Genomic DNA, 18,583 nt, shown 5'->3' with positions numbered 1-18,583 from the left:
AGGCTTTCACTAGGGTGTGGTGTGGCAGCGTTAAGAGTGGAGAAGGAGCGAGGGCCGGAGATGGGGGGATCATGAAAGCCTTTCAATCAGCGGAGATCCAACTCCGCCAATTGCAGCCAGGGAGAGGAGTCGTTTACTCCTCGTTCTGATTATCTTCGTCGTCTACCTGGGCGTTGTCTGCTTCGGACAGGTACCAGCCGCTCAGGGTCTGGGCCAGCTTCTCGACGCCGATATTGGTCAGAGAAGAGAATGCTTCAACCTGGACCTGCGGGCCCAGTTCTGCCACCGCCTGACGAACCTTGATCACCTGGTTGTTGCGGGGCCCCGGGCTTAACTTGTCCGCCTTGGTCAGCAACAGCATCACCGGCAGTTCACGGTGTGAACTCCATTCCAGCATGTTCATGTCGGTTTCCTTGAGCGGATGGCGGATGTCCATCAGGATCACCAGCCCTTTCAGGGACTCCCGTCGTTGCAGGTATTCAGCCAGTGACTTTTGCCACTTGAGCTTCATTTCCAGCGGAACCTGGGCATATCCATAGCCAGGCAAGTCAACCAGGCGTCTGCCCGGTTCCAGCTCAAACAGGTTGATCAGCTGAGTACGGCCAGGGGTCTTACTGGTACGCGCCAGGTTCTTGTGTTTGGTCAAGGTATTCAATGCAGACGATTTGCCAGCGTTGGAACGACCGGCAAACGCAATCTCGACACCCCCATCATTTGGCAGGTGGCGGATGTCGGGTGCGCTGGTCACAAAATGCACCTTATTGAAATTCAGAGTTTGTGTTTCCAACGTAAATTCCCCATAGAGATAGAGGGTTATAGAGTTACTTTTTTGTGAAATAGTGTAAAATGGCGTCGCTTGAACGCGTTTATTTTAACATGCCTTCAGCGGCATGGGATCTGGAAGCCTAATAACGAGAAAGTTGGAACGCCATGAAGAACCTAGTCATTACACTTGCTCTGATGGTTGGCGTAACTGGGATGGCACAAGCCAAGGGCGATGCCGCTGCGGGACAAACCAAGGCTGCCGTCTGTGCGGCCTGTCATGGACCGGACGGCAACAGCCCAGTCGACATGTATCCCAAGATTGCTGGTCAGCACGCATCATATATCAAAAAACAATTAGTTGAACTGAAGGCTGCAGCTTCTGGCCAAACTGGTCGGGTTGCGCCCGTCATGGGACCCATGGCGTTGCCGTTGTCCGAGCAGGATATGGACGATCTTGCCGCCTATTTCTCCAGCCAGAAGGTGACGCCGGTTGCCGTGCCCGATGATGTAGTTGCCGCAGGCAAGGCGCTTTATATGGGGGGAGACATGGAGCGAGGCCTGGCCGCCTGTACCGCCTGTCATGGCCCACGGGGTTCCGGCGTCGAGCAAGCGAAGTACCCCAGCCTGTCAGGACAGCATCCCGCCTATATCAAGGCCCAGCTCACCGCTTTTCGTTCGGCGACCCGCGACAACGATCCCAATGGCATGATGCGGGATGTGGCCAAGAAGCTGACGGATCAGGACATCGAGGCGCTCTCCAAGTATGTGGCGGGGCTTCACTGATATAGCCTGTTAGTTATCTTGTTGAAAAGAACAGGGAACCATTGTGTTCCCTGTTCTTTTTTGAGGTTGTAGCGATCGCCCGTAAACAGCCTGCGTTGCTGTAAGAGATCTTCTATATACGGGGCTGGTCGTGTCTGAAAGATTGCTCATGTATATTTAATTATTTTTTGTTTTTCAATGAATTAAGAAATAAAAAATCACTTTGTACCAGTTCGAAATGTGCTTTGGTTGATTGAGTCATCCGGCGAAGAAGTTACAGTAGGCAATCAGGATTGGCCGGAGAGAGGGTGCAAGACCCGTCTTCGGTTTGACAGGATGTCGGCTCGGAGCATGCGATGAGCAATAGATGCAAAAAGCCAGGATGGTGACCGCCAGGGATGAGCGGGGCTGCGGGAGGCAACCACCCCGATGGGAGGCAGGATGTCGCCGGTTTGGGTTAGACAAACAAACACACGCACACTCAGGACTGGTCAATAAGGATCAGGATGATCCAACGAAATGATGCGCCGTGGTTCGCCCAGGGATAAAGCGATTGGCTTCCAGGGAATGGAACTCGCATGATGGAAAAAGGCAGCTTCGGCTGCCTTTTTTCTATTGGGTCATTAACCCGCCAAGACATTCTGTGTCAAAATACCAGCAACATGCCCAGAGGATGCCGATCCTGCGGTGTTTAGCGACCCAGAGTGGTCGAATTGGTGCGGGATCCCACTCTTGTTCCATATTTACTGTTCCCCGCTTCAGCATCCTCCCCGGACGACACGCTCCGGGGGTTTCCATTCAGTTATTTGTCGGAGTCATTCATGTCGGCCAAACAACCCAACCGCAAGCCTACCGGCAAGCGCAAAGAATCAGATGCCAGTGCTCAGGAAGGTCGTGAGCGCAAGCGCGCCGCCAAGCGCAAGGGCCTGAAGGCGGGCTCCCGCCAACAGGTCGAGCAGGCGGGCAAAAAGAGCGGCTCCAAGCAGGCTAAGGATCCACGCATCGGCTCTCGCAAGCCCATCGCGCTGATTGCCGACGAGAAGGGCAGCAAGCCGGTGGCGACCAAGCCTGCGAAAGAGAAGCGGGTGGTGATGACCCCCGAGCAGGAGCTGGCGTCCATCGAGAATGATGATCGCCTCAATGCCTTGCTGGATCGTCTGGATGCCGGTGAAACCCTGGAGGCCGCAGAGCAGGCATGGGTCGATCAGCGGGTTGACCGTTATCAGGAGCTGATGGACGAGCTCGGCATCATCGACAACGACGATGACGAAGATGGCGACATGGATTTTGATGATGCCGATTTTGATGAGCCGAGTCAGCCTGCCTCCGAAGAGGAGCTGTGGGAGCGTTTCTCTCAGGCGGACTACCAGCCTGAAGCCAAACCCGAGCCGAAGAAAAAGTGATGAGTGGATGGATGCTGGCCGCCCTGTTGGGTGGCCTGATTTTGCTGGGGCTTGCCGTCTATGCCGGCACCCTGATGGCTCGTCTCAAACGCCAGCAAGAGATGCAGCAGCACGCCATTGCGGCCCGCAACGAGCGGATTCTGGAGAGTGTCAGGGTGATCGCCCACGCGGTACGAGATGGTCAGTGCGACTACTCGGAAGGCGCCATCCGGCTGACCAATCTGCTGGATGCCTTGCAAATAAAGGGGGGCCGCGCCTTTGCCACCGAGTTCCCGGGGCTCTACGGCCTCTATGAGAAGGTGAAGGAGATGCCGACCCATGAGGCGAGGCGGGCACTCAAGCGCAATGAAGTGATGAAGATGGATCTCGAACGCAGCGGCTACGAGGCCGAGCTGGAGGCGCAGATCCTTGAGGATGTCGCCAGACTGAAGGATTTTCAGTTAAGCCGGTGAGCCCATGACAAAGACAGAGGAAGCAAGCGTGCAAGCAGAACAGATTGTGTGGGATCAGGCCCTGATCGAAAAATACAACTACAGTGGTCCGCGTTATACCTCCTATCCCACTGCGCTGGAGTTCAACGAGGGGTTCGGCTATCCGGACTTTGTCCAGGCAGCGGGCCAGTATCCTGCACGCAATCTGTCGCTCTACGTGCACATCCCCTTCTGTCACAAGCTCTGCTACTACTGCGGCTGCAACAAGGTCATTACCCGGCACCAGCACAAGGCAGATCAATACCTCGACTACCTCGAACAGGAGATCAAGGCCCAGGCCCCCCTGTTCAAGGAGAGACTGGTCACCCAGCTGCACTGGGGTGGCGGCACACCCACCTATCTGAGCGAACCCCAGACTCGTCGTCTGATGGCCATGTTGCGGGAGCACTTCCACTTCGCCGAGGAGGGGGAGATCAGCATCGAGGTGGATCCCCGCGAGATCGAATTGTCCATGCTGGATGTGCTGCGGGAGCTCGGTTTCAACCGCATCAGCCTTGGCGTTCAGGACTTCAACAAGGCGGTCCAGGTCGCGGTCAATCGGGAGCAGGACAACGACTTCATCCGCGCCATGCTGGTTCGTGCCCGCGAGCTGGGGTTCCGCTCCACCAATCTGGATCTCATCTACGGTCTGCCGCACCAGAACCGGGAGAGCTTCCATCACACCCTGGAAGAGGTGCTCAAGACCGACCCGGCCCGCCTCTCCATCTTCAACTATGCCCACCTGCCGAGCCGTTTTGCCGCCCAGCACAAGCTGAAAGAAGCGGACATGCCGGCGCCGCAGGAGAAGCTGGCCATGCTGCAGGACACCATTGCCTTCCTGACCGGCCAGGGTTATCAGTTCATCGGCATGGACCACTTTGCCAAGCCCGATGACGAGCTGGCCGTCGCCCAGCGCGAGGGTAAGCTGCATCGCAACTTCCAGGGCTATACCACCCAGGGGGATTGCGATCTGCTGGGGCTGGGGGTCTCTTCCATCAGCATGATGGGGGATGCCTATTCCCAGAACCAGAAGGATCTCAAAACCTACTATGCCCAGGTGGAGTCACTGGGCCATGCCCAGTGGAAGGGGTGCTCCCTCAATCGGGACGATCTGATCCGTCGTGAGGTGATCAAGCGCCTCATCTGCGATTTTTCCCTGAACTTCGCCGCTGTGGAGCAGGCCCACGGCCTAGTGTTCAAGGAGTATTTTGCCGAGGATCTCAAGCTGTTGCAGACCTTCATCGACGACGGTCTGGTGCGCATGACCGAAGAGGGGCTGGAGGTGGTCTCCACCGGTCAGCTGCTGATCCGCAACATCTGCATGTGCTTCGATGTCTACCTGCGCAGCAAGGCGCGCCAGCAGCAGTTCTCCCGGGTGATCTAGGCTGGGCAATGTCGTGGGACAATAAAAAAACCGCCTTTCGGCGGTTTTTTTATTGGGTTTTACCCCTGCTCAACGTTGAGCCGCACGGGCACTCAGCTCGGCCTTCTCGGCTTCGCTCAGGAAGGCCAGGGTCAGGCCGTTCTGCTGGGCGGCGCGGATCTCGCTCACCGTCATGCCGGCAGCCGGGGCCGCCACCTCGTATTCGTGAGGCAGGTCGATCCCCTCCACCGCCGGATCGTCGGTATTGAGGCAGGCCAGCACGCCGGCCGCCAGGAACTGGCGGATCGGGTGCTCGGCCAGATTCGCCACCGTGGTGGTCTGGAGGTTGGAGGTGAGGCAGGACTCGATGCCGATGCGGTGTTCGGCCAGATAGGCCATCAGGGCCGGATCCTGGATGGCCTTGACGCCGTGGCCGATGCGCTCGGCTCCCAGCTCGCGAATGGCCTGCCACATGCTCTCGGGACCGGCGGCTTCACCGGCGTGCACGGTGACCCGCATTCCTGCATCCCGCACCCGGCGGAAGTGGTCGGTGAAGAGATCGCCCGGGAAGCCCAGTTCGTCGCCGGCCAGATCGATGGCGACCAGGCGATCGCGATGAGCCAGACAGGCATCCAGCTCCTGCTTGCACTGCTCGGTGCCGAATGTTCGGCTCATGATGCCGATGAGATTGGTCTTGATGCCGAAGTCACGGCTGCCTGCGGCCACGCCGTCGATGATGGCTTCGACCACGCCCTGTGGGTGCAGTTTGTGGGTCATCGCCATGTAGGCCGGGCTGAAGCGCAGCTCGGCATAGTCGATCCCGGCACGCAGCAGATCTTCCACGTTTTCGTAGGCGACCCGGCGGCAGGCATCGTAGTCGGCCAGCACGGCCACGCCCCAGTCCAGTTTCTTCAGGAAGGCCACCAGACTCGGCTCGTTCTCGACGATCTGCACGTGCGGGCGCAGGGCTTCCAGCTCATCGGCCGGCAGTCGGATGTTGTGCTGACGTCCCAGCTCGAGAATGGTCTGCGGGCGGATGTTGCCATCCAGATGGCGATGCAGGTCGGTCAGGGGGAGGGATCTGTCAATCATGGGGCACCTTCTGCGAGTCGGGTTGGAAAGCCTGCCATTCTAGGCGGGGCGCCTGAAAAAGATACCCCGTTTGCAAGCAAACGGGGTGTGATTGGTCAGGCTTTCCCTCAAGGCGTGATGGGAATCGTTTTTCCCGCAGGCTCAGGGAATGTCGAGCTCCTTGAGCTTGCGGGTCAGGGTATTGCGGCCCCAGCCGAGCAGGCGGGCTGCCTCCTGCTTGTGACCATGGGTGTGATCCAGTGCCGTCTCCAGCATGATCCGTTCGAACTGGGGCATGGCATCCGCCAGGATATCGGTCTCCCCCAGCGCCAGCTTGGCGGCCACCCAGTCCTGCAACTGCTGCTGCCAGCCACCGGTCAGGGCGGGCTGGCCCGGCTCGGCGGTGCTAGTGATGGGAGTCAGCAGCTCGGTGGGCAGATCGCCTACCAGCACCTCCTGGCCCGAGGCCATCACCGTCAGCCAGCGGCAGACGTTCTCCAGCTGGCGCACGTTGCCCGGCCAGGGCAGGCGGCTGATGTAGGTCTGGGTATCCGGGTGCAGGCTCTTGGCCTCCACGTTCAGCTCCTTGGCGGCTCGCAGCAGGAAGTGCTGGGCCAGCTGGGGGATGTCCTCCCGGCGCTCCTTGAGGGCCGGAATATGGATGCGGATGACGTTGAGGCGGTGGAACAGGTCTTCCCGAAACTCGCCGTCGGCGGCCCGTTTCTCCAGATTCTGGTGGGTGGCGGCAATGATCCGCACATCCACCTGCACCGGTTGGTGGCCACCAACCCGGTAGAACTGCCCGTCCGCCAGAACCCGCAGCAACCGGGTCTGCACGTCCAGCGGCATGTCGCCTATTTCGTCGAGAAACAGGGTGCCACCATCGGCCTGTTCGAAGCGGCCGTGACGAATGTTGTTGGCGCCGGTGAAGGCTCCCTTCTCATGACCGAACAGCTCGGATTCGATGAGATCTTTCGGGATGGCCGCCATGTTGAGGGCGATGAAGTTCTTGTGGGCCCGGGGGCTGTGCTTGTGCAGGGCATGGGCAACCAGCTCCTTGCCGGTACCGCTTTGACCGTTGATGAGCACCGAGATGCTGGAGCGCGACAGCCGGCCGATGGCGCGGAACACCTCCTGCATGGCAGGGGCTTCGCCGATGATCTCCGGGGTGGTGGTGGCTTCCTGTTGGCGAGCCTTGCGCTTGGTCCGCTGCTCCTTGAGGTGGTTCTCGGCCCGGCGTACCAGGGTGACCGCTTCGTCGATGTCGAACGGCTTGGGCAGGTATTCGAAGGCACCTCGCTGGTAGGCGTTGACTGCGGAGTCGAGGTCCGAGTGGGCCGTCATGATGATGATGGGCAGATCGGCTTGGCGGCGATGGATCTGCTCCAGCAGGCTCAGGCCGTCGATGCCCGGCATGCGAATATCCGAGAGGATCACGTCCGGTGAGCGCATCTCCAGTGAACTCAGCAGGGCTTCGCCGTCGGCGAAACTTTCGCATTCGAAGCCTTCGCTGCCAAGGGTGCGCTCCAGAACCCACCGGATGGAGCTGTCGTCATCGACGATCCACACTTTTGCTGTCATGAGGTTCCCTTACTTGCGAAGTGGTAAATAAATGGTGAATTCGGTGTGGCCCGGCCAGCTGATGCAGTCGATGCGCCCCTTGTGCTGATCGATCAGGTTCTGGGCGATGGAGAGGCCCAGGCCTGTTCCCCCGTCCTTGCCGGTGATCATGGGATAGAAGAGGGTGTCGCGAATGGCGTCGGGAATGCCGGGGCCGTTGTCGATGATCTTGATTTCGGCCGCCAGGCGATAGCGCTGGCCATGGATGGTGATCTGGAAGGCGGTGCGCGTCTTGATGCGGATGAGGCCGTCCTGATCCCCAAGGGCCTCGGCGGCGTTGCGCACTATGTTCAGGAACGCCTGTTGCAGCTGGTCCGATTCCATCTCGAATTCGGGGATGCTGGGGTCGTAGTCCCGCTCGATGCGGATCTGCGGCGGCAGCTCCAGGTCCACCAGACGGCGCACCTGCTCCAGCACGGAGTGAACGTTGTGCATCTGGTGACGGCCGGGACGCTGGGGACCGAGCAACCTGTCGACCAGCACCCGCAGGCGATCGGCCTGCTCGATGATGATGCCGGTGTATTCACGCAAGGCCGGGTCGGGCAACTCCTTTTGCAGCAGTTGAGCCGCGCCGCGCAATCCCCCCAGGGGGTTCTTGATCTCGTGCGCCAGGCCGCGCACCAGCTCCTTGGCGGCCTGCTGCTGGGCGTGTTGCTGCAGCTCCTGGCTGATCTTCTTCTGCTGATCGATCTTGCGCAGTTCTACCACCATCAGTCGCTGTTCATGATCGGCCATGGGGCTGACGCTGATCTCCACCAGCCTGGGCTCCCCCTCCACCACCAGGGTGACTTCGCTGTCGGTGAAGCCCTGCCCCGAAATGAGGCACTGTTTGAAACGCTGTAGATCGAGAGAGATGTGTTCCAGCAGGTGGGGCAGTTCGATGCCGATCAGTCGTCGTTCGCTGAGGGAAAGCAGCTGCTCTGCCGCCGGGTTGACGAATTGAATGCAGAGACGTTCATCCATGAGAATGACGGCGGTCAGCAGGTTGTCCAAGAGTGTCTTGGCGTTGTCCGAGCGGGTTGGCACAGGTTTCTCCCTAAAACGGTGCTGTACACCTAGAATGCACCAATGTAGTGCATCAAGTTTACCCGCATCGGTGCGTCACATCACCCCTAATTGGCCTTGGGGGCGGCTCTGGGAGCCTGATTCACCGACGCCCTGTGCAGGTAAAAGGTGGTTGGCTTAGATTTAGCAAGGATCGTACCGTCTTTGGCGAGCAACTCGAGCCGTGCCTCATAGGCGCCTCTATCGAGGTTTTCCACCCGTATGGCCAGGCTGTTGTGAACCAGGGGCACCGCCTTGCCGTTCAGGATCAGGCGCACATCGTATTGCACCGGGACCTGGGGAGAGATCTCGCCCTGGAAGACGATGTTGCCGGTATTGTCGCGCAATGTACTGCCCGGTTCCGGAGAGATGAGGTCGATCTCCAGAGGGGCGGCTTCCAGGGCTTTCCTGGCATCGACACCGGTCAGGCTGTTGAAGTTGTCCACCTGGACCGAGTGGGGGGCTGTGCCGATGAGCGGCGAGACCCGCAGGTCCACCTCTTTTGCGCTCTTGCCGGGAGGGGGGGCATCGGTGTAGTGGGTCACCCCCTGGGGATCGACCCAGGAGTAGACGCGGGCGGCCTGTGCGGAACAGGAGGCCATCAGCAGGAGGCTCAGCAGCCAGGGTACAGTGTTCATCCATCTCTCCTTGACGGGGTTCACCTTAATCCTATCAGAGAAAAACCATGGGGTCGGGGTGTGAACAGCCGAGGGTGGTACGGCTCCGTGAACGGGATCATCTTTCTGCACGATCGTGCCCGTTTGGCGGTATTTCCGTTGCCAGAATGAAAAAAAACCCGCCAGATGGCGGGTTTGTCATGGGAAAGCGGATTAGACGGAGTAGTACAGCTCGAACTCCAGCGGGTGCGGAGTCATGCGCACGCGGTCAACATCCTGCTGTTTCAGTTCCAGGTAGGAGTTGATGAAGTCATCGCTGAACACGCCACCACGGGTCAGGAACTCACGGTCTGCATCCAGTGCGGACAGCGCTTCGTCCAGGGAACCGGCAACGGTCGGCACTTCAGCGGCTTCTTCCGGCGGCAGATCGTACAGGTTCTTGTCCATGGCATCGCCCGGATGGATCTTGTTGATGATGCCGTCCAGACCGGCCATCAGCTGGGCAGCGAAGGCCAGGTACGGGTTGGCAGCCGGATCCGGGAAGCGTACTTCGATGCGGCGGGCTTTCGGGCTCGGCACGACCGGGATACGGATGGAGGCAGAACGGTTGCGGGCGGAGTAGGCCAGCATGACCGGTGCTTCATAGCCCGGCACCAGACGCTTGTAGGAGTTGGTGGTTGGGTTGGCGAAGGCGTTGATGGCCTTGGCGTGCTTGATGATGCCGCCGATGTAGTGCAGTGCCATCTCGGACAGACCGCCGTACAGGTCGCCTGCGAACAGGTTGACGCCGTCTTTGGCCAGGGACTGGTGGCAGTGCATGCCGGAGCCGTTGTCACCGAACATGGGTTTCGGCATGAAGGTGACGGTCTTGTTGTAGGCGTGGGCCACGTTGTGGATCACGTACTTCAGGACCTGTACTTCGTCAGCCTTCAGGGTGAGGGTGTTGAAGCGGGTTGCGATCTCGTTCTGACCGGCGGTCGCCACTTCGTGGTGGTGAGCTTCGACGACCTGGCCCATCTCTTCCAGCACCAGGCACATGGCGGCACGGATGTCCTGGGAGGAGTCAACCGGGGCAACCGGGAAGTAACCACCCTTGACGAATGGACGGTGACCCTTGTTGCCGTGCTCGTAGTCGGTACCGGAGTTCCAGGCAGCTTCTTCGGATTCGATCTTCACGAAGCTGTGGCCCATGGTGTTGGAGAAGGTGATGTTGTCGAACATGAAGAATTCCGGCTCCGGCCCGAACAGCACGGTGTCAGCGATGCCGCTGGACTTCAGGAAATCTTCGGCACGCTTGGCGATGGAGCGCGGATCGCGGTCATAGCCTTGCATGGTGGCGGGTTCAAGCACGTCACAGACGATGTTCAGAGTGGTCTCTTCGGTGAACGGGTCCAGTTTGGCGGAAGCCGGGTCCGGCATCAGCACCATGTCAGACTCGTTGATGCCCTTCCAGCCGCCGATGGAGGAACCATCGAACATCTTGCCGTCTTCGAAGAAGTCTTCGTCAACCTGGTGGGAAGGGATGGATACGTGCTGCTCTTTACCCTTGGTGTCGGTAAAACGCAGATCAACAAACTTGACTTCGTGTTCCTGGATCAGGGCCAAAACGTTCTGGGCTGACATGCTAAGTAACCTCCGGTGTTAAAACTCTTTGGGTGAATGCGTCGTCACATTCACATAAGCCAGTATCGTGCCAAGTTTGTGACAGCTTGATTTCAGGGCACTTGCACCGTTTCAGGCTGTCGAGAAACCCGTTCTCATGCCGGTTGCTGCATTAAAGTGGTGCAACCTTGGATCGTTTTGGTGCGCCGAGATGGTGCGCCAGCGTATCCAGGCCATCTAAGCAGCCTTTTGCTGCGGGGTCCATGATCCTGATCCTTTGTTGTGCGTGAATGTGTTGCAATTCTGCTAGGCAGATCACAAAGGCGAGAGTACAATTAGCGCCCAATTTTACCCGGTGATTTGAGGCGAGAATGTTAGAGAATTTACGCAATATTGCGATTATTGCGCACGTTGACCACGGCAAAACGACTCTGGTTGATAAGCTGCTGCAGCAATCCGGCACTCTGGATCGCACCAGCGAAGGTCAGGAACGGATCATGGACTCCAATGATCTGGAACGGGAACGTGGCATCACCATTCTCGCCAAGAACACTGCGATCCGCTGGAACGACTACCGCATCAACATCGTGGATACCCCGGGTCACGCCGACTTCGGTGGTGAAGTTGAGCGCGTGCTCTCCATGGTTGACTCCGTGCTGCTGCTGGTCGACGCCGTTGACGGCCCGATGCCGCAGACCCGTTTCGTGACCCAGAAGGCGTTCGCCCAGGGTCTGAAGCCCATCGTGGTCATCAACAAGATCGACCGTCCGGGTGCTCGTCCTGACTGGGTAATGGATCAGGTCTTCGATCTGTTCGACAACCTGGGTGCCACCGATGAGCAACTGGACTTCAAGGTTGTTTACGCCTCTGCACTGAACGGTTGGGCCACCCTGGATCAGGACGTCCCGTCCGAGAACATGGAACCCCTGTTCCAGGCCATCGTCGACAACGTGGAAGCCCCGAAGGGCGACGTTGACGGTGCCTTCCAGATGCAGATCTCCCAGCTGGACTACAACTCCTACGTGGGCGTCATCGGTATCGGCCGCATCACTCGTGGTCGCGTCAAGACCAACCAGCAGGTCACCATCGTCGGTGCCAACGGCAAACCGCGTACCGGCAAGGTCGGTCAGGTGCTGGGCTACCTGGGCCTGTCCCGTACCGAAGTGACCGACGCGCAAGCGGGCGACATCATCGCCATCACCGGTCTGGGCGAGCTGAAGATCTCCGACACCATCTGTGACAACAGTGCCGTCGAAGCCCTGCCGCCGCTCTCCGTTGACGAGCCGACCGTGAACATGACCTTCCAGGTCAACACCTCGCCGTTCGCCGGTAAAGAAGGCAAGTTCGTCACCTCCCGCAACATTCTGGAGCGTCTGAACCAGGAGCTGGTCCACAACGTGGCCCTGCGCGTGGAAGAGACCGAAGATCCGGACAAGTTCCGCGTCTCCGGCCGTGGTGAACTGCACCTCTCCATCCTGATCGAAAACATGCGCCGCGAAGGTTACGAACTGGCGGTATCCCGTCCGGAAGTTATCCTGCGTACCGTGGATGGCGAACTGCAAGAACCGTTCGAAACCGTTACTGTGGACGTGGAAGAAGCGCATCAGGGTTCCGTGATGGAGCAGCTCGGCCTGCGTAAAGGCGAGATGACCAACATGACCCCGGATGGCAAGGGTCGCGTCCGTCTGGACTTCATCATCCCGAGCCGTGGTCTGATCGGCTTCCAGACCGAGTTCCTGACCATGACCTCTGGTACCGGTCTGCTGTACCACACCTTCGACCACTACGGTCCGCACAAGGGTGGCAGCATCGGTGAGCGTCAGAACGGCGTGCTGATCTCCAACGCCACCGGCAAGGCCCTGACCTTCGCCCTGTTCGGTCTGCAAGATCGTGGTCGTCTGTTCATCGGTCACGCGACCGAAGTGTACGAAGGCCAGGTCATCGGGATCCACTCCCGCTCCAACGACCTGACCGTCAACTGCCTGAAAGGCAAGCAGCTGACCAACATGCGTGCCTCCGGTACCGACGAAGCCCAGGTGCTGACTCCGCCGATCCGCATGACCCTGGAGCAGGCTCTCGAGTTCATCGACAACGACGAGCTGGTGGAGATCACCCCCAAGGCCATCCGTATCCGTAAAAAGCTGCTGACCGAACTGGATCGCAAGCGCGCCGGTCGTGCTTGATCGATAGCTGTTCATCGACAGACCAAAGAGAGGCCTTAAGGCCTCTTTTTTTATGGGCTCGACATGAGGGCGCATGGTGCCTGAGCTCGATGGAGGCGCATCCGGCCGGTCTGCGGGTGGCCAAATGACCACCCTATCTGACACAATGTCTGCATGATCACGCTTACGAGAAACAAGATGCAGCAGCAGATCCGCGGCCGTCTGGCCCATGCACTCTCCTTCTTGCGCCACGATGGTGCCCACTTCGCCCAGTTTGTCTGGGGCCGCTTCCAGCAGGACAGATTGACGGTGACCGCCGGTTACCTGGCCTATGTCACCCTGCTCTCCCTGGTGCCCATGATCGCCGTGGTGTTCGGCATGATGTCGGCCTTTCCGGTGTTCCAGAGCCTGAAGCAGGCGATGGAGCAGTTCGTCTATCACAACTTCGTCCCCACCGCCGGCGAGATGCTCAAGGAGTACATCGACGGCTTCGTGGCCAACGCCACCAACACCACGGCCGTCGGTATCGGTGCCCTGATCGTGGTGGCCCTGATGCTCATCTCGGCCATCGACAAGAACCTCAACTACATTTGGCGATCCACCCGAAGCCGGCCCTTGGCCCAGGCATTCGCCATGTACTGGATGATCCTGACCCTGGGCCCCGTGCTCATCGGGGCCAGCATCGCCATCTCCTCCTACATTCTCTCGCTCAGGTTATTCGCGGCTGACAGCCTGTTCGGTATCGGCTATCTGCTGCTGCGCAGCCTGCCGTTCCTCTTCTCCGTGCTCACCTTCCTGCTGATCTATACCGTGGTGCCCAACTGCCGCGTGCGGCTGACCCACGCCTTCATAGGTGCCCTGGTGGCGGCCACCCTGTTCGAGCTGGCCAAGCGCGGCTTTGCCATCTACATCACCAACTTCCCCTCCTACCAGGCCATCTATGGCGCCCTGGCGACCATTCCCATCCTGTTCGTCTGGGTGTATCTGAGCTGGCTGGTGGTGTTGCTGGGGGCCGAGACCACCGCCTGCCTCGGGGAGTACGAGAAGCCCGGTGCAGAGGAGCTGGCCTGACGCCGGCCGGCCATCACACCGGATCCCGCCACAAAGGCGTTGGCCCGGGCAGGGCATTTATTGGTAGCATCGACGACCGCTCATCCCGCAGGATGGGCGGTCGTGCTGTTTTGAGAGGAGAGGGATGTGATTGCACTGATTCAGCGGGTCAGCGAGGCCAGCGTAACGGTAGAGGGAGAGGTGACCGGGGCCATCGGCCAGGGGTTGCTGGTGCTGCTCGGGGTGGAGCAGGGGGATGACGAGGCCAAGGCGGACAAGCTGCTGCACAAGGTGAGCGGCTATCGCATCTTCTCTGACGAGAACGGCAAGATGAACCTCAACGTGAGCCAGGTGGGTGGCAGCCTGCTGGTGGTCTCCCAGTTCACCCTGGCGGCGGATACCGGCAAGGGGATGAGACCCAGCTTCTCCGGTGGCGCCCATCCCGCAGATGCCGAGCGACTCTATGAGTACTTCGTGGCTCGCGCCAGGGAGAGCGGTGTGCCGACCGAAACCGGCCGCTTCGCCGCCGACATGAAGGTCAGGCTGCTCAACGATGGCCCCGTTACCTTCTGGCTGCAGGTATAAGGGTGGCAGGCAGAGCGGGCCTCACCGGAGGGCAGGACGCGATGCCTGCACACTTCGCAGGTTCTTCACCCTGCCGGTGCTCGCCCGCCCTGGCCATGCTGACGGGTCGCGTGCAGGATGACGTTGCGGTAGCCGGGCACGTCGTGGACGCGGGTCGGGCCTATCCACTCCTCTGCCAGTCGCAGAGCCTGTGCCTGTTCGAGCCGGGTGCGGGGCAGCAGATTGATGATGAGGGTTCCGCTCAGGCGGCTGGCCAGCGCCTGATAGAGCGTGGCCTGGAACAGCAGCAGGGGGTTGCCGTCCTGGCTGAACAAATCCAGCAGCACCAGATCGTAGCTCTCCTGGCTCTGGTGCAGGAAGTGCAGCGCATCGGCGTGATGCAGCCGAGGCGAGCCCCCTGACGAGGGGAGGAAGAACTGCTGGAACAGGGTGAGGATCTCGGCATCCAGATCCACGCAGTCGTGGTGGGCATCGGGCCAGCGTGCCGCCAGGTGACGGGTGAGATCCCCTCCGCCCAGCCCCAGCTCCAGGATCCGGCTTGCCTGCTTTGGCAACTGCTCCGCGATGCTCCGTTGATGAGGCAGACAGAGGCGGGCCGGCTGGTGGAGGCTCATGGCGGATTGCACCACGCCGTCCATTTCCAGCCAGCGATGACGGGCATTTTCAAGCACCGAAACGCGGCGTTCGGGTTTGGCACTGAGGTGCAATAAGTGATCGGCTTGGTACGCTTGCAGATTGAAGTCCATGAATTTGCACGGCAAGATGGCTTTCGACCAGTGTAACTCAAGGATGTTGTTATGTACCGGGTGGTCACCCCCCAAACGGCAGCCGAGCTGGATACCTACTACAGGCTGCGCCGGGAGAAATGGTTGCGTCAGTCCTTCCATCTGCCAGTCGGCGCACACTCAAGGATCGCTTTATGTACCGGGTAGTCACCCCAGAAACACCAGCGGAGCTGGATGCTTACTATCAGTTGCGCTGGGAACTACTGCGCAAACCCTTCAATCTGCCCCTGGGCTCCGAGCGTGACGAGTACGATACCGTTGCCATTCACCGGCTGATGCTCTCCCCCGACGGAACGCCCATCGCCGTGGGTCGCCTCTTTGTGGGCGGCGATGAAGCCCAGATCCGCTTTATGGCGCTGCGACCCGAATTTCGCGGCCAGGGGCTGGGCGCCCGCATGGTGGAGGATCTCGAACAGCTTGCCCGCGACGAGAAGGTGAAACGGCTGGTGATGAACGCCCGCCAGGAGGCGGTGGAGTTCTATCGCCGCTGTGGCTTCCTCGAGGTAGGGGAAGGCCCCGTCTCCTTCGGCCGCATCCCTCACCGCCAGATGATCAAGTCCCTGAGTCCCATGCAGACCATCCAGTACCGTCCGGAGTGGTGCCAGGATCTCACCACCCGCTGGTCGCGGGGCATTCCCATCAGCGAGAAGATGGGGGTGCACATCACCCACTACGATGGCCAGACCTTCCACCTCAAGGCCAACCTGGCGGCCAATCTCAACGTCCACGACACCATGTTCGCCGGCAGCATCTACAGCCAGTGCGTGCTGGCGGGCTGGGGTCTCATCTGGTTGCAGCTCAAGGAGGCAGGGCTGGGAGGGGATACCGTGCTGGCCGAGGGCAACATCAAGTATTACCGGCCGGTGAGCGAAGAACCGGAGGCGCGGGTGGCCCGGGAGGGCATGCCCGCCGTGCTCGAGCCGCTGAGGGGCGGAGAGTCCGCCAAATTCAGCCTGCGGGTGCAGCTGTTCAGCGGCCGCAAGCTGGCGGTGGAGTTTGTCGGTCAGTACGTGGTACTGCCCATCAAGCGCGGCGCACGCTGATCCCTGATGTTCACAGCAACAAGGCCTCTTCGCGAGGCCTTGTTCGTTATTGGGCGGCCGGTGGCCGTGGGCGCCAGAGCGGGCCGCTTCGTCCCTGGGCGGGGTAGCGCACACCCGCCTCCCAGCCACAGGCGTCCTGTCCCGTGGGGAAACTCCAGCCCAGGTCGGGCGCATTGAGGGGGCCGCGCCAGCGGGCGAGCAGCTCGGCGCAGCGCCCCTTGTTCAGGACCCCGAGGTCGAGCTGCCACTGGTCTGCGGCCAGGTCGACACCCCCTTGCAGTGCCAGCAGGTGGGTGATGGTGGAGGCACCGCCTTGCTCGATCCGCACCTTGCCCTGCTCCGCCCTGGCATCCAGCCTGATCTGATAGAAGGGGGTGTCTCCACGCTGCATCGCCTGCCACAGCGTCTGCGGTGTCAGATCGGGGGGGGTCTGCTCCCTGAACCAGTCATCCAGCAGGGGGTCGATGCCGACCTTGTCCCAGAAGGGATCCTTGCTCTCCAGGCTCAGGCTGCCCTGAAGGGTCCGGCGCCAGTTGGCCGTCTGCTCGCCGGGCTGCCCGTTGAGGTCGGCTTGCAGATCTGCCGCCAGATCCACCTTGCCCGCGAAGGAGACGGGGGAGTGCAGCAACTTGCCCCACTGCTCCAGATCCAGCTGCTTGCCCTGCAACTGCAGGCGGCTCTCCTGCCCGGGCGTCCTGCCCCACTGGCCGCTCAGGTTGAGGGTACCCTCGTCGGGCAGGGAGGTGGTGAGGGTGTTGAGCTGCCAGGAGCTGGGGGTCAGCTCGCCATCCAGGGTGCCGTTGCGGGCACTGAGACCGTCCCACACCAGCTCGAACCACTTGCTCTCGATGCGGGCGCGCCCCAGCAGGGGGCCTGGCTGGTTGCCCCGCAGGGCGAGATCGTTCAGGTAGAGTTGCCAGCCAGTCAGGGAGAGGGGCAGGGTGTCGTCGAAAGAGAGCACCTTGAGCTTGTCGAAGGCCAGCTTGCGGATGTCGATCTGTTGCGGGCGCCAGCCCTGCCAATCCTGCCACCACCCCTGGGGCAAGCTGATGTCCATGCCGCTCAGGGCCAGATCCTTCAGGGTGAGCTTCTGCTGCTGGGTGTCGAGAGCCAGCTCGACGTTGAACTCCCCTTCGTATGCCTTGCCTCGCAGCTCGGCATCCAGCTGCCGGGGGGAGAAGGCGAGCTTGCCCTCGACGGCCTCAAGCTGGAACAGGCCGCGGCCCATGTCGCCCAGGGTGCCCGCCAGATAGCCGCTGGGCTGGCTGCCCGCCTGCCAGTCGAAGGCGGTGAGCTGGCCGTTGAAGTTGTTGAGGGAGAGCTCCTGATCGATGGCATTGATGCTCATCTGGGCAAGCTGACCCCTGTCCAGGGTGATGCGGCGCAGGGGGAGCTCGCCAGGGGGAATGTCACCAAGCTCGAGGCGCATGGCGCGGGCCTTGAGATCGTGCAGTTGCAGGCTGCGCTCTGGCCAGTTCAGCACCATGCCGGTCTCGAGCAGGCCGTCGAACAGGTTGGTGCTCAGTCTGTCGGTGCTGAGCACCTGCCCCTCCAGCCGCCCCTTGAGGCTGAGACGGGCTAGGGTGAACATAGGGGTCTCCAGCTGGTTGATGCCCAGGGTGAGGTTGGCCTGGGGCTGGCGTCTCGGGTCGATCAGTTCCCAGTCACTCAGGGACGCACTGAGGCCGCGCAGGGTCAGGGCCTCGCTCTGCAGGCTCAGGTTGTCGATGGTGCTGTCGCTGATGGTGAGGGAGTGAACCGGCAGGCTTGGCAACTGGTTGGGGAGCGGCAGCTTGATGACGGGACGGATGAGGTCCAGGTGGGCGATGCGCACGTCCCGGTTCAACCAGTCGATGTGCTCGATCTCCAGATAGAGTTTTTCCAGCTGTACCGCATCCCCATAGCGCACCTGTTCCGCCAGCAGGGTGTAGGGGTGCAGCGGATTGAACACCAGCCGGCCTATGGTGACGGGCACCCCGGTCTGCTGGCTGAGCCAGTTGGCGATGGGGCCTTTGGCGCGCTCGGCATCGAACAGGCCGAGACCGACCCAGACAAAGAGCAGCAGGAAGGCAAAGGTGTAGAGCAGGCCGCGGAGCCAGGAATTCATCGGTGCTTTCCTCCTGTTTCTGTTGCTTGGTCAGGCATTCGAGTAGTGATCCCGTAGACCGAGCCAGCATCGTATCAAGGGTTCGACATGGCTCGGGTGTTTATTCATCAGGCAAGGTGACCCTCTTCTGCATC

Annotated in this window: 16 protein-coding genes; 8 read left to right on the top strand and 8 right to left on the bottom strand. The window is 60.6% G+C overall.

The annotated features are described in order from the left end of the window. Nucleotides 1-133 precede the first annotated feature (133 nt). On the bottom strand, nucleotides 134-787 hold the full coding sequence (yihA, locus tag C3418_RS06530) for a ribosome biogenesis GTP-binding protein YihA/YsxC (protein WP_103858176.1): 654 nt from the start codon (nucleotides 785-787) through the stop codon (nucleotides 134-136). A gap of 143 nt (nucleotides 788-930) precedes the next feature. Here yihA and C3418_RS06525 point away from each other — a divergent pair, with 143 nt between their 5' ends. The 4 genes from C3418_RS06525 to hemN all read left to right on the top strand — a co-directional run bounded on the left by C3418_RS06525 (nucleotide 931) and on the right by hemN (nucleotide 4,784). Further along, on the top strand, nucleotides 931-1,548 hold the full coding sequence (locus C3418_RS06525; protein ID WP_042882257.1) for a cytochrome c: 618 nt from the start codon (nucleotides 931-933) through the stop codon (nucleotides 1,546-1,548). 800 nt (nucleotides 1,549-2,348) lie between these two features. Next, the gene (gene yihI / locus C3418_RS06520) at nucleotides 2,349-2,930 is read left to right on the top strand and encodes a Der GTPase-activating protein YihI (protein WP_039039515.1); all 582 of its coding nucleotides are present in this window, start codon (nucleotides 2,349-2,351) and stop codon (nucleotides 2,928-2,930) included. Between the two features lie 11 nt (nucleotides 2,931-2,941). After that, entirely contained in the window at nucleotides 2,942-3,382 is a 441-nt protein-coding gene (locus tag C3418_RS06515; protein ID WP_039039514.1) for a DUF2489 domain-containing protein, read from the top strand. 28 nt (nucleotides 3,383-3,410) lie between these two features. Next, a complete protein-coding gene (gene hemN / locus C3418_RS06510; RefSeq protein WP_080767919.1) occupies nucleotides 3,411-4,784 on the top strand; it encodes an oxygen-independent coproporphyrinogen III oxidase in 1,374 nt (457 codons plus the stop codon). A gap of 69 nt (nucleotides 4,785-4,853) precedes the next feature. Here hemN and add read toward each other — a convergent pair whose 3' ends face one another. The 5 genes from add to glnA form a co-directional block, all read right to left on the bottom strand. Further along, entirely contained in the window at nucleotides 4,854-5,855 is a 1,002-nt protein-coding gene (gene add / locus C3418_RS06505) for an adenosine deaminase (RefSeq protein ID WP_103858175.1), read from the bottom strand. 141 nt (nucleotides 5,856-5,996) lie between these two features. After that, on the bottom strand, nucleotides 5,997-7,415 hold the full coding sequence (gene glnG / locus C3418_RS06500; protein WP_103858174.1) for a nitrogen regulation protein NR(I): 1,419 nt from the start codon (nucleotides 7,413-7,415) through the stop codon (nucleotides 5,997-5,999). Nucleotides 7,416-7,424: 9 nt separating this feature from the next. Continuing rightward, complete coding sequence (gene glnL / locus C3418_RS06495) at nucleotides 7,425-8,480, bottom strand: nitrogen regulation protein NR(II) (RefSeq protein ID WP_103858173.1); 1,056 nt, start codon at nucleotides 8,478-8,480, stop codon at nucleotides 7,425-7,427. Nucleotides 8,481-8,566: 86 nt separating this feature from the next. Further along, nucleotides 8,567-9,136: a DUF4124 domain-containing protein gene (locus tag C3418_RS06490; protein ID WP_010672525.1), complete on the bottom strand. Its 570-nt coding sequence runs from the start codon at nucleotides 9,134-9,136 to the stop codon at nucleotides 8,567-8,569. Between the two features lie 192 nt (nucleotides 9,137-9,328). Continuing rightward, nucleotides 9,329-10,738, bottom strand: a complete 1,410-nt coding sequence (gene glnA / locus C3418_RS06485; RefSeq protein WP_010672526.1) for a glutamate--ammonia ligase — start codon at nucleotides 10,736-10,738, stop codon at nucleotides 9,329-9,331. A 350-nt stretch (nucleotides 10,739-11,088) separates the two neighbouring features. On the opposite strand from glnA, the gene typA reads away from it, so the two are divergent. The 3 genes from typA (at nucleotide 11,089) to dtd (ending at nucleotide 14,514) form a co-directional block, all read left to right on the top strand. Next, nucleotides 11,089-12,900 carry a translational GTPase TypA gene (gene typA, locus C3418_RS06480; protein WP_039039512.1) on the top strand — a complete coding sequence of 604 codons (1,812 nt, stop codon included), beginning with the start codon at nucleotides 11,089-11,091 and terminating at the stop codon, nucleotides 12,898-12,900. Between the two features lie 177 nt (nucleotides 12,901-13,077). Next, the gene (locus tag C3418_RS06475) at nucleotides 13,078-13,950 is read left to right on the top strand and encodes a virulence factor BrkB family protein (protein WP_039039511.1); all 873 of its coding nucleotides are present in this window, start codon (nucleotides 13,078-13,080) and stop codon (nucleotides 13,948-13,950) included. 126 nt (nucleotides 13,951-14,076) lie between these two features. Then, nucleotides 14,077-14,514, top strand: coding sequence for a D-aminoacyl-tRNA deacylase (dtd, locus tag C3418_RS06470; RefSeq protein WP_039039510.1), 438 nt, complete (start codon nucleotides 14,077-14,079; stop codon nucleotides 14,512-14,514). 65 nt (nucleotides 14,515-14,579) lie between these two features. Here the strand turns inward: dtd and C3418_RS06465 are convergent, their stop codons facing one another. Next, nucleotides 14,580-15,260 carry a methyltransferase domain-containing protein gene (locus C3418_RS06465; RefSeq protein WP_103858177.1) on the bottom strand — a complete coding sequence of 227 codons (681 nt, stop codon included), beginning with the start codon at nucleotides 15,258-15,260 and terminating at the stop codon, nucleotides 14,580-14,582. Nucleotides 15,261-15,433: 173 nt separating this feature from the next. Between C3418_RS06465 and C3418_RS06460 the strand changes: the two genes are divergently transcribed. Next, nucleotides 15,434-16,342, top strand: a complete 909-nt coding sequence (locus C3418_RS06460; RefSeq protein WP_010672532.1) for a bifunctional GNAT family N-acetyltransferase/hotdog fold thioesterase — start codon at nucleotides 15,434-15,436, stop codon at nucleotides 16,340-16,342. A gap of 46 nt (nucleotides 16,343-16,388) precedes the next feature. On the opposite strand, the gene C3418_RS06455 is transcribed toward C3418_RS06460, so the two are convergent. Next, nucleotides 16,389-18,449 carry an AsmA-like C-terminal region-containing protein gene (locus C3418_RS06455; protein ID WP_103858172.1) on the bottom strand — a complete coding sequence of 687 codons (2,061 nt, stop codon included), beginning with the start codon at nucleotides 18,447-18,449 and terminating at the stop codon, nucleotides 16,389-16,391. Nucleotides 18,450-18,583 lie beyond the last annotated feature (134 nt).

The organism is Aeromonas sp. ASNIH8, from assembly GCF_002919855.1.
Lineage (GTDB): Bacteria > Pseudomonadota > Gammaproteobacteria > Enterobacterales > Aeromonadaceae > Aeromonas > Aeromonas caviae.
Note: the sequence above shows the minus strand (reverse complement) of the source record. Positions and strands in the feature narration are given on the sequence as shown.

Coding starts and splice junctions, on each gene's coding strand:
- C3418_RS06515 (WP_039039514.1), top strand. CDS start 2,942: ATGCTGGCCGCCCTGTTGGGTGGCCTGATTTTGCTGGGGCTTGCCGTC.
- C3418_RS06490 (WP_010672525.1), bottom strand. CDS start 9,136: ATGAACACTGTACCCTGGCTGCTGAGCCTCCTGCTGATGGCCTCCTGT.
- C3418_RS06525 (WP_042882257.1), top strand. CDS start 931: ATGAAGAACCTAGTCATTACACTTGCTCTGATGGTTGGCGTAACTGGG.
- yihI (WP_039039515.1), top strand. CDS start 2,349: ATGTCGGCCAAACAACCCAACCGCAAGCCTACCGGCAAGCGCAAAGAA.
- C3418_RS06455 (WP_103858172.1), bottom strand. CDS start 18,449: ATGAATTCCTGGCTCCGCGGCCTGCTCTACACCTTTGCCTTCCTGCTG.
- C3418_RS06475 (WP_039039511.1), top strand. CDS start 13,078: ATGCAGCAGCAGATCCGCGGCCGTCTGGCCCATGCACTCTCCTTCTTG.
- C3418_RS06465 (WP_103858177.1), bottom strand. CDS start 15,260: ATGGACTTCAATCTGCAAGCGTACCAAGCCGATCACTTATTGCACCTC.
- typA (WP_039039512.1), top strand. CDS start 11,089: ATGTTAGAGAATTTACGCAATATTGCGATTATTGCGCACGTTGACCAC.
- C3418_RS06460 (WP_010672532.1), top strand. CDS start 15,434: ATGTACCGGGTAGTCACCCCAGAAACACCAGCGGAGCTGGATGCTTAC.
- glnA (WP_010672526.1), bottom strand. CDS start 10,738: ATGTCAGCCCAGAACGTTTTGGCCCTGATCCAGGAACACGAAGTCAAG.
- add (WP_103858175.1), bottom strand. CDS start 5,855: ATGATTGACAGATCCCTCCCCCTGACCGACCTGCATCGCCATCTGGAT.
- glnG (WP_103858174.1), bottom strand. CDS start 7,415: ATGACAGCAAAAGTGTGGATCGTCGATGACGACAGCTCCATCCGGTGG.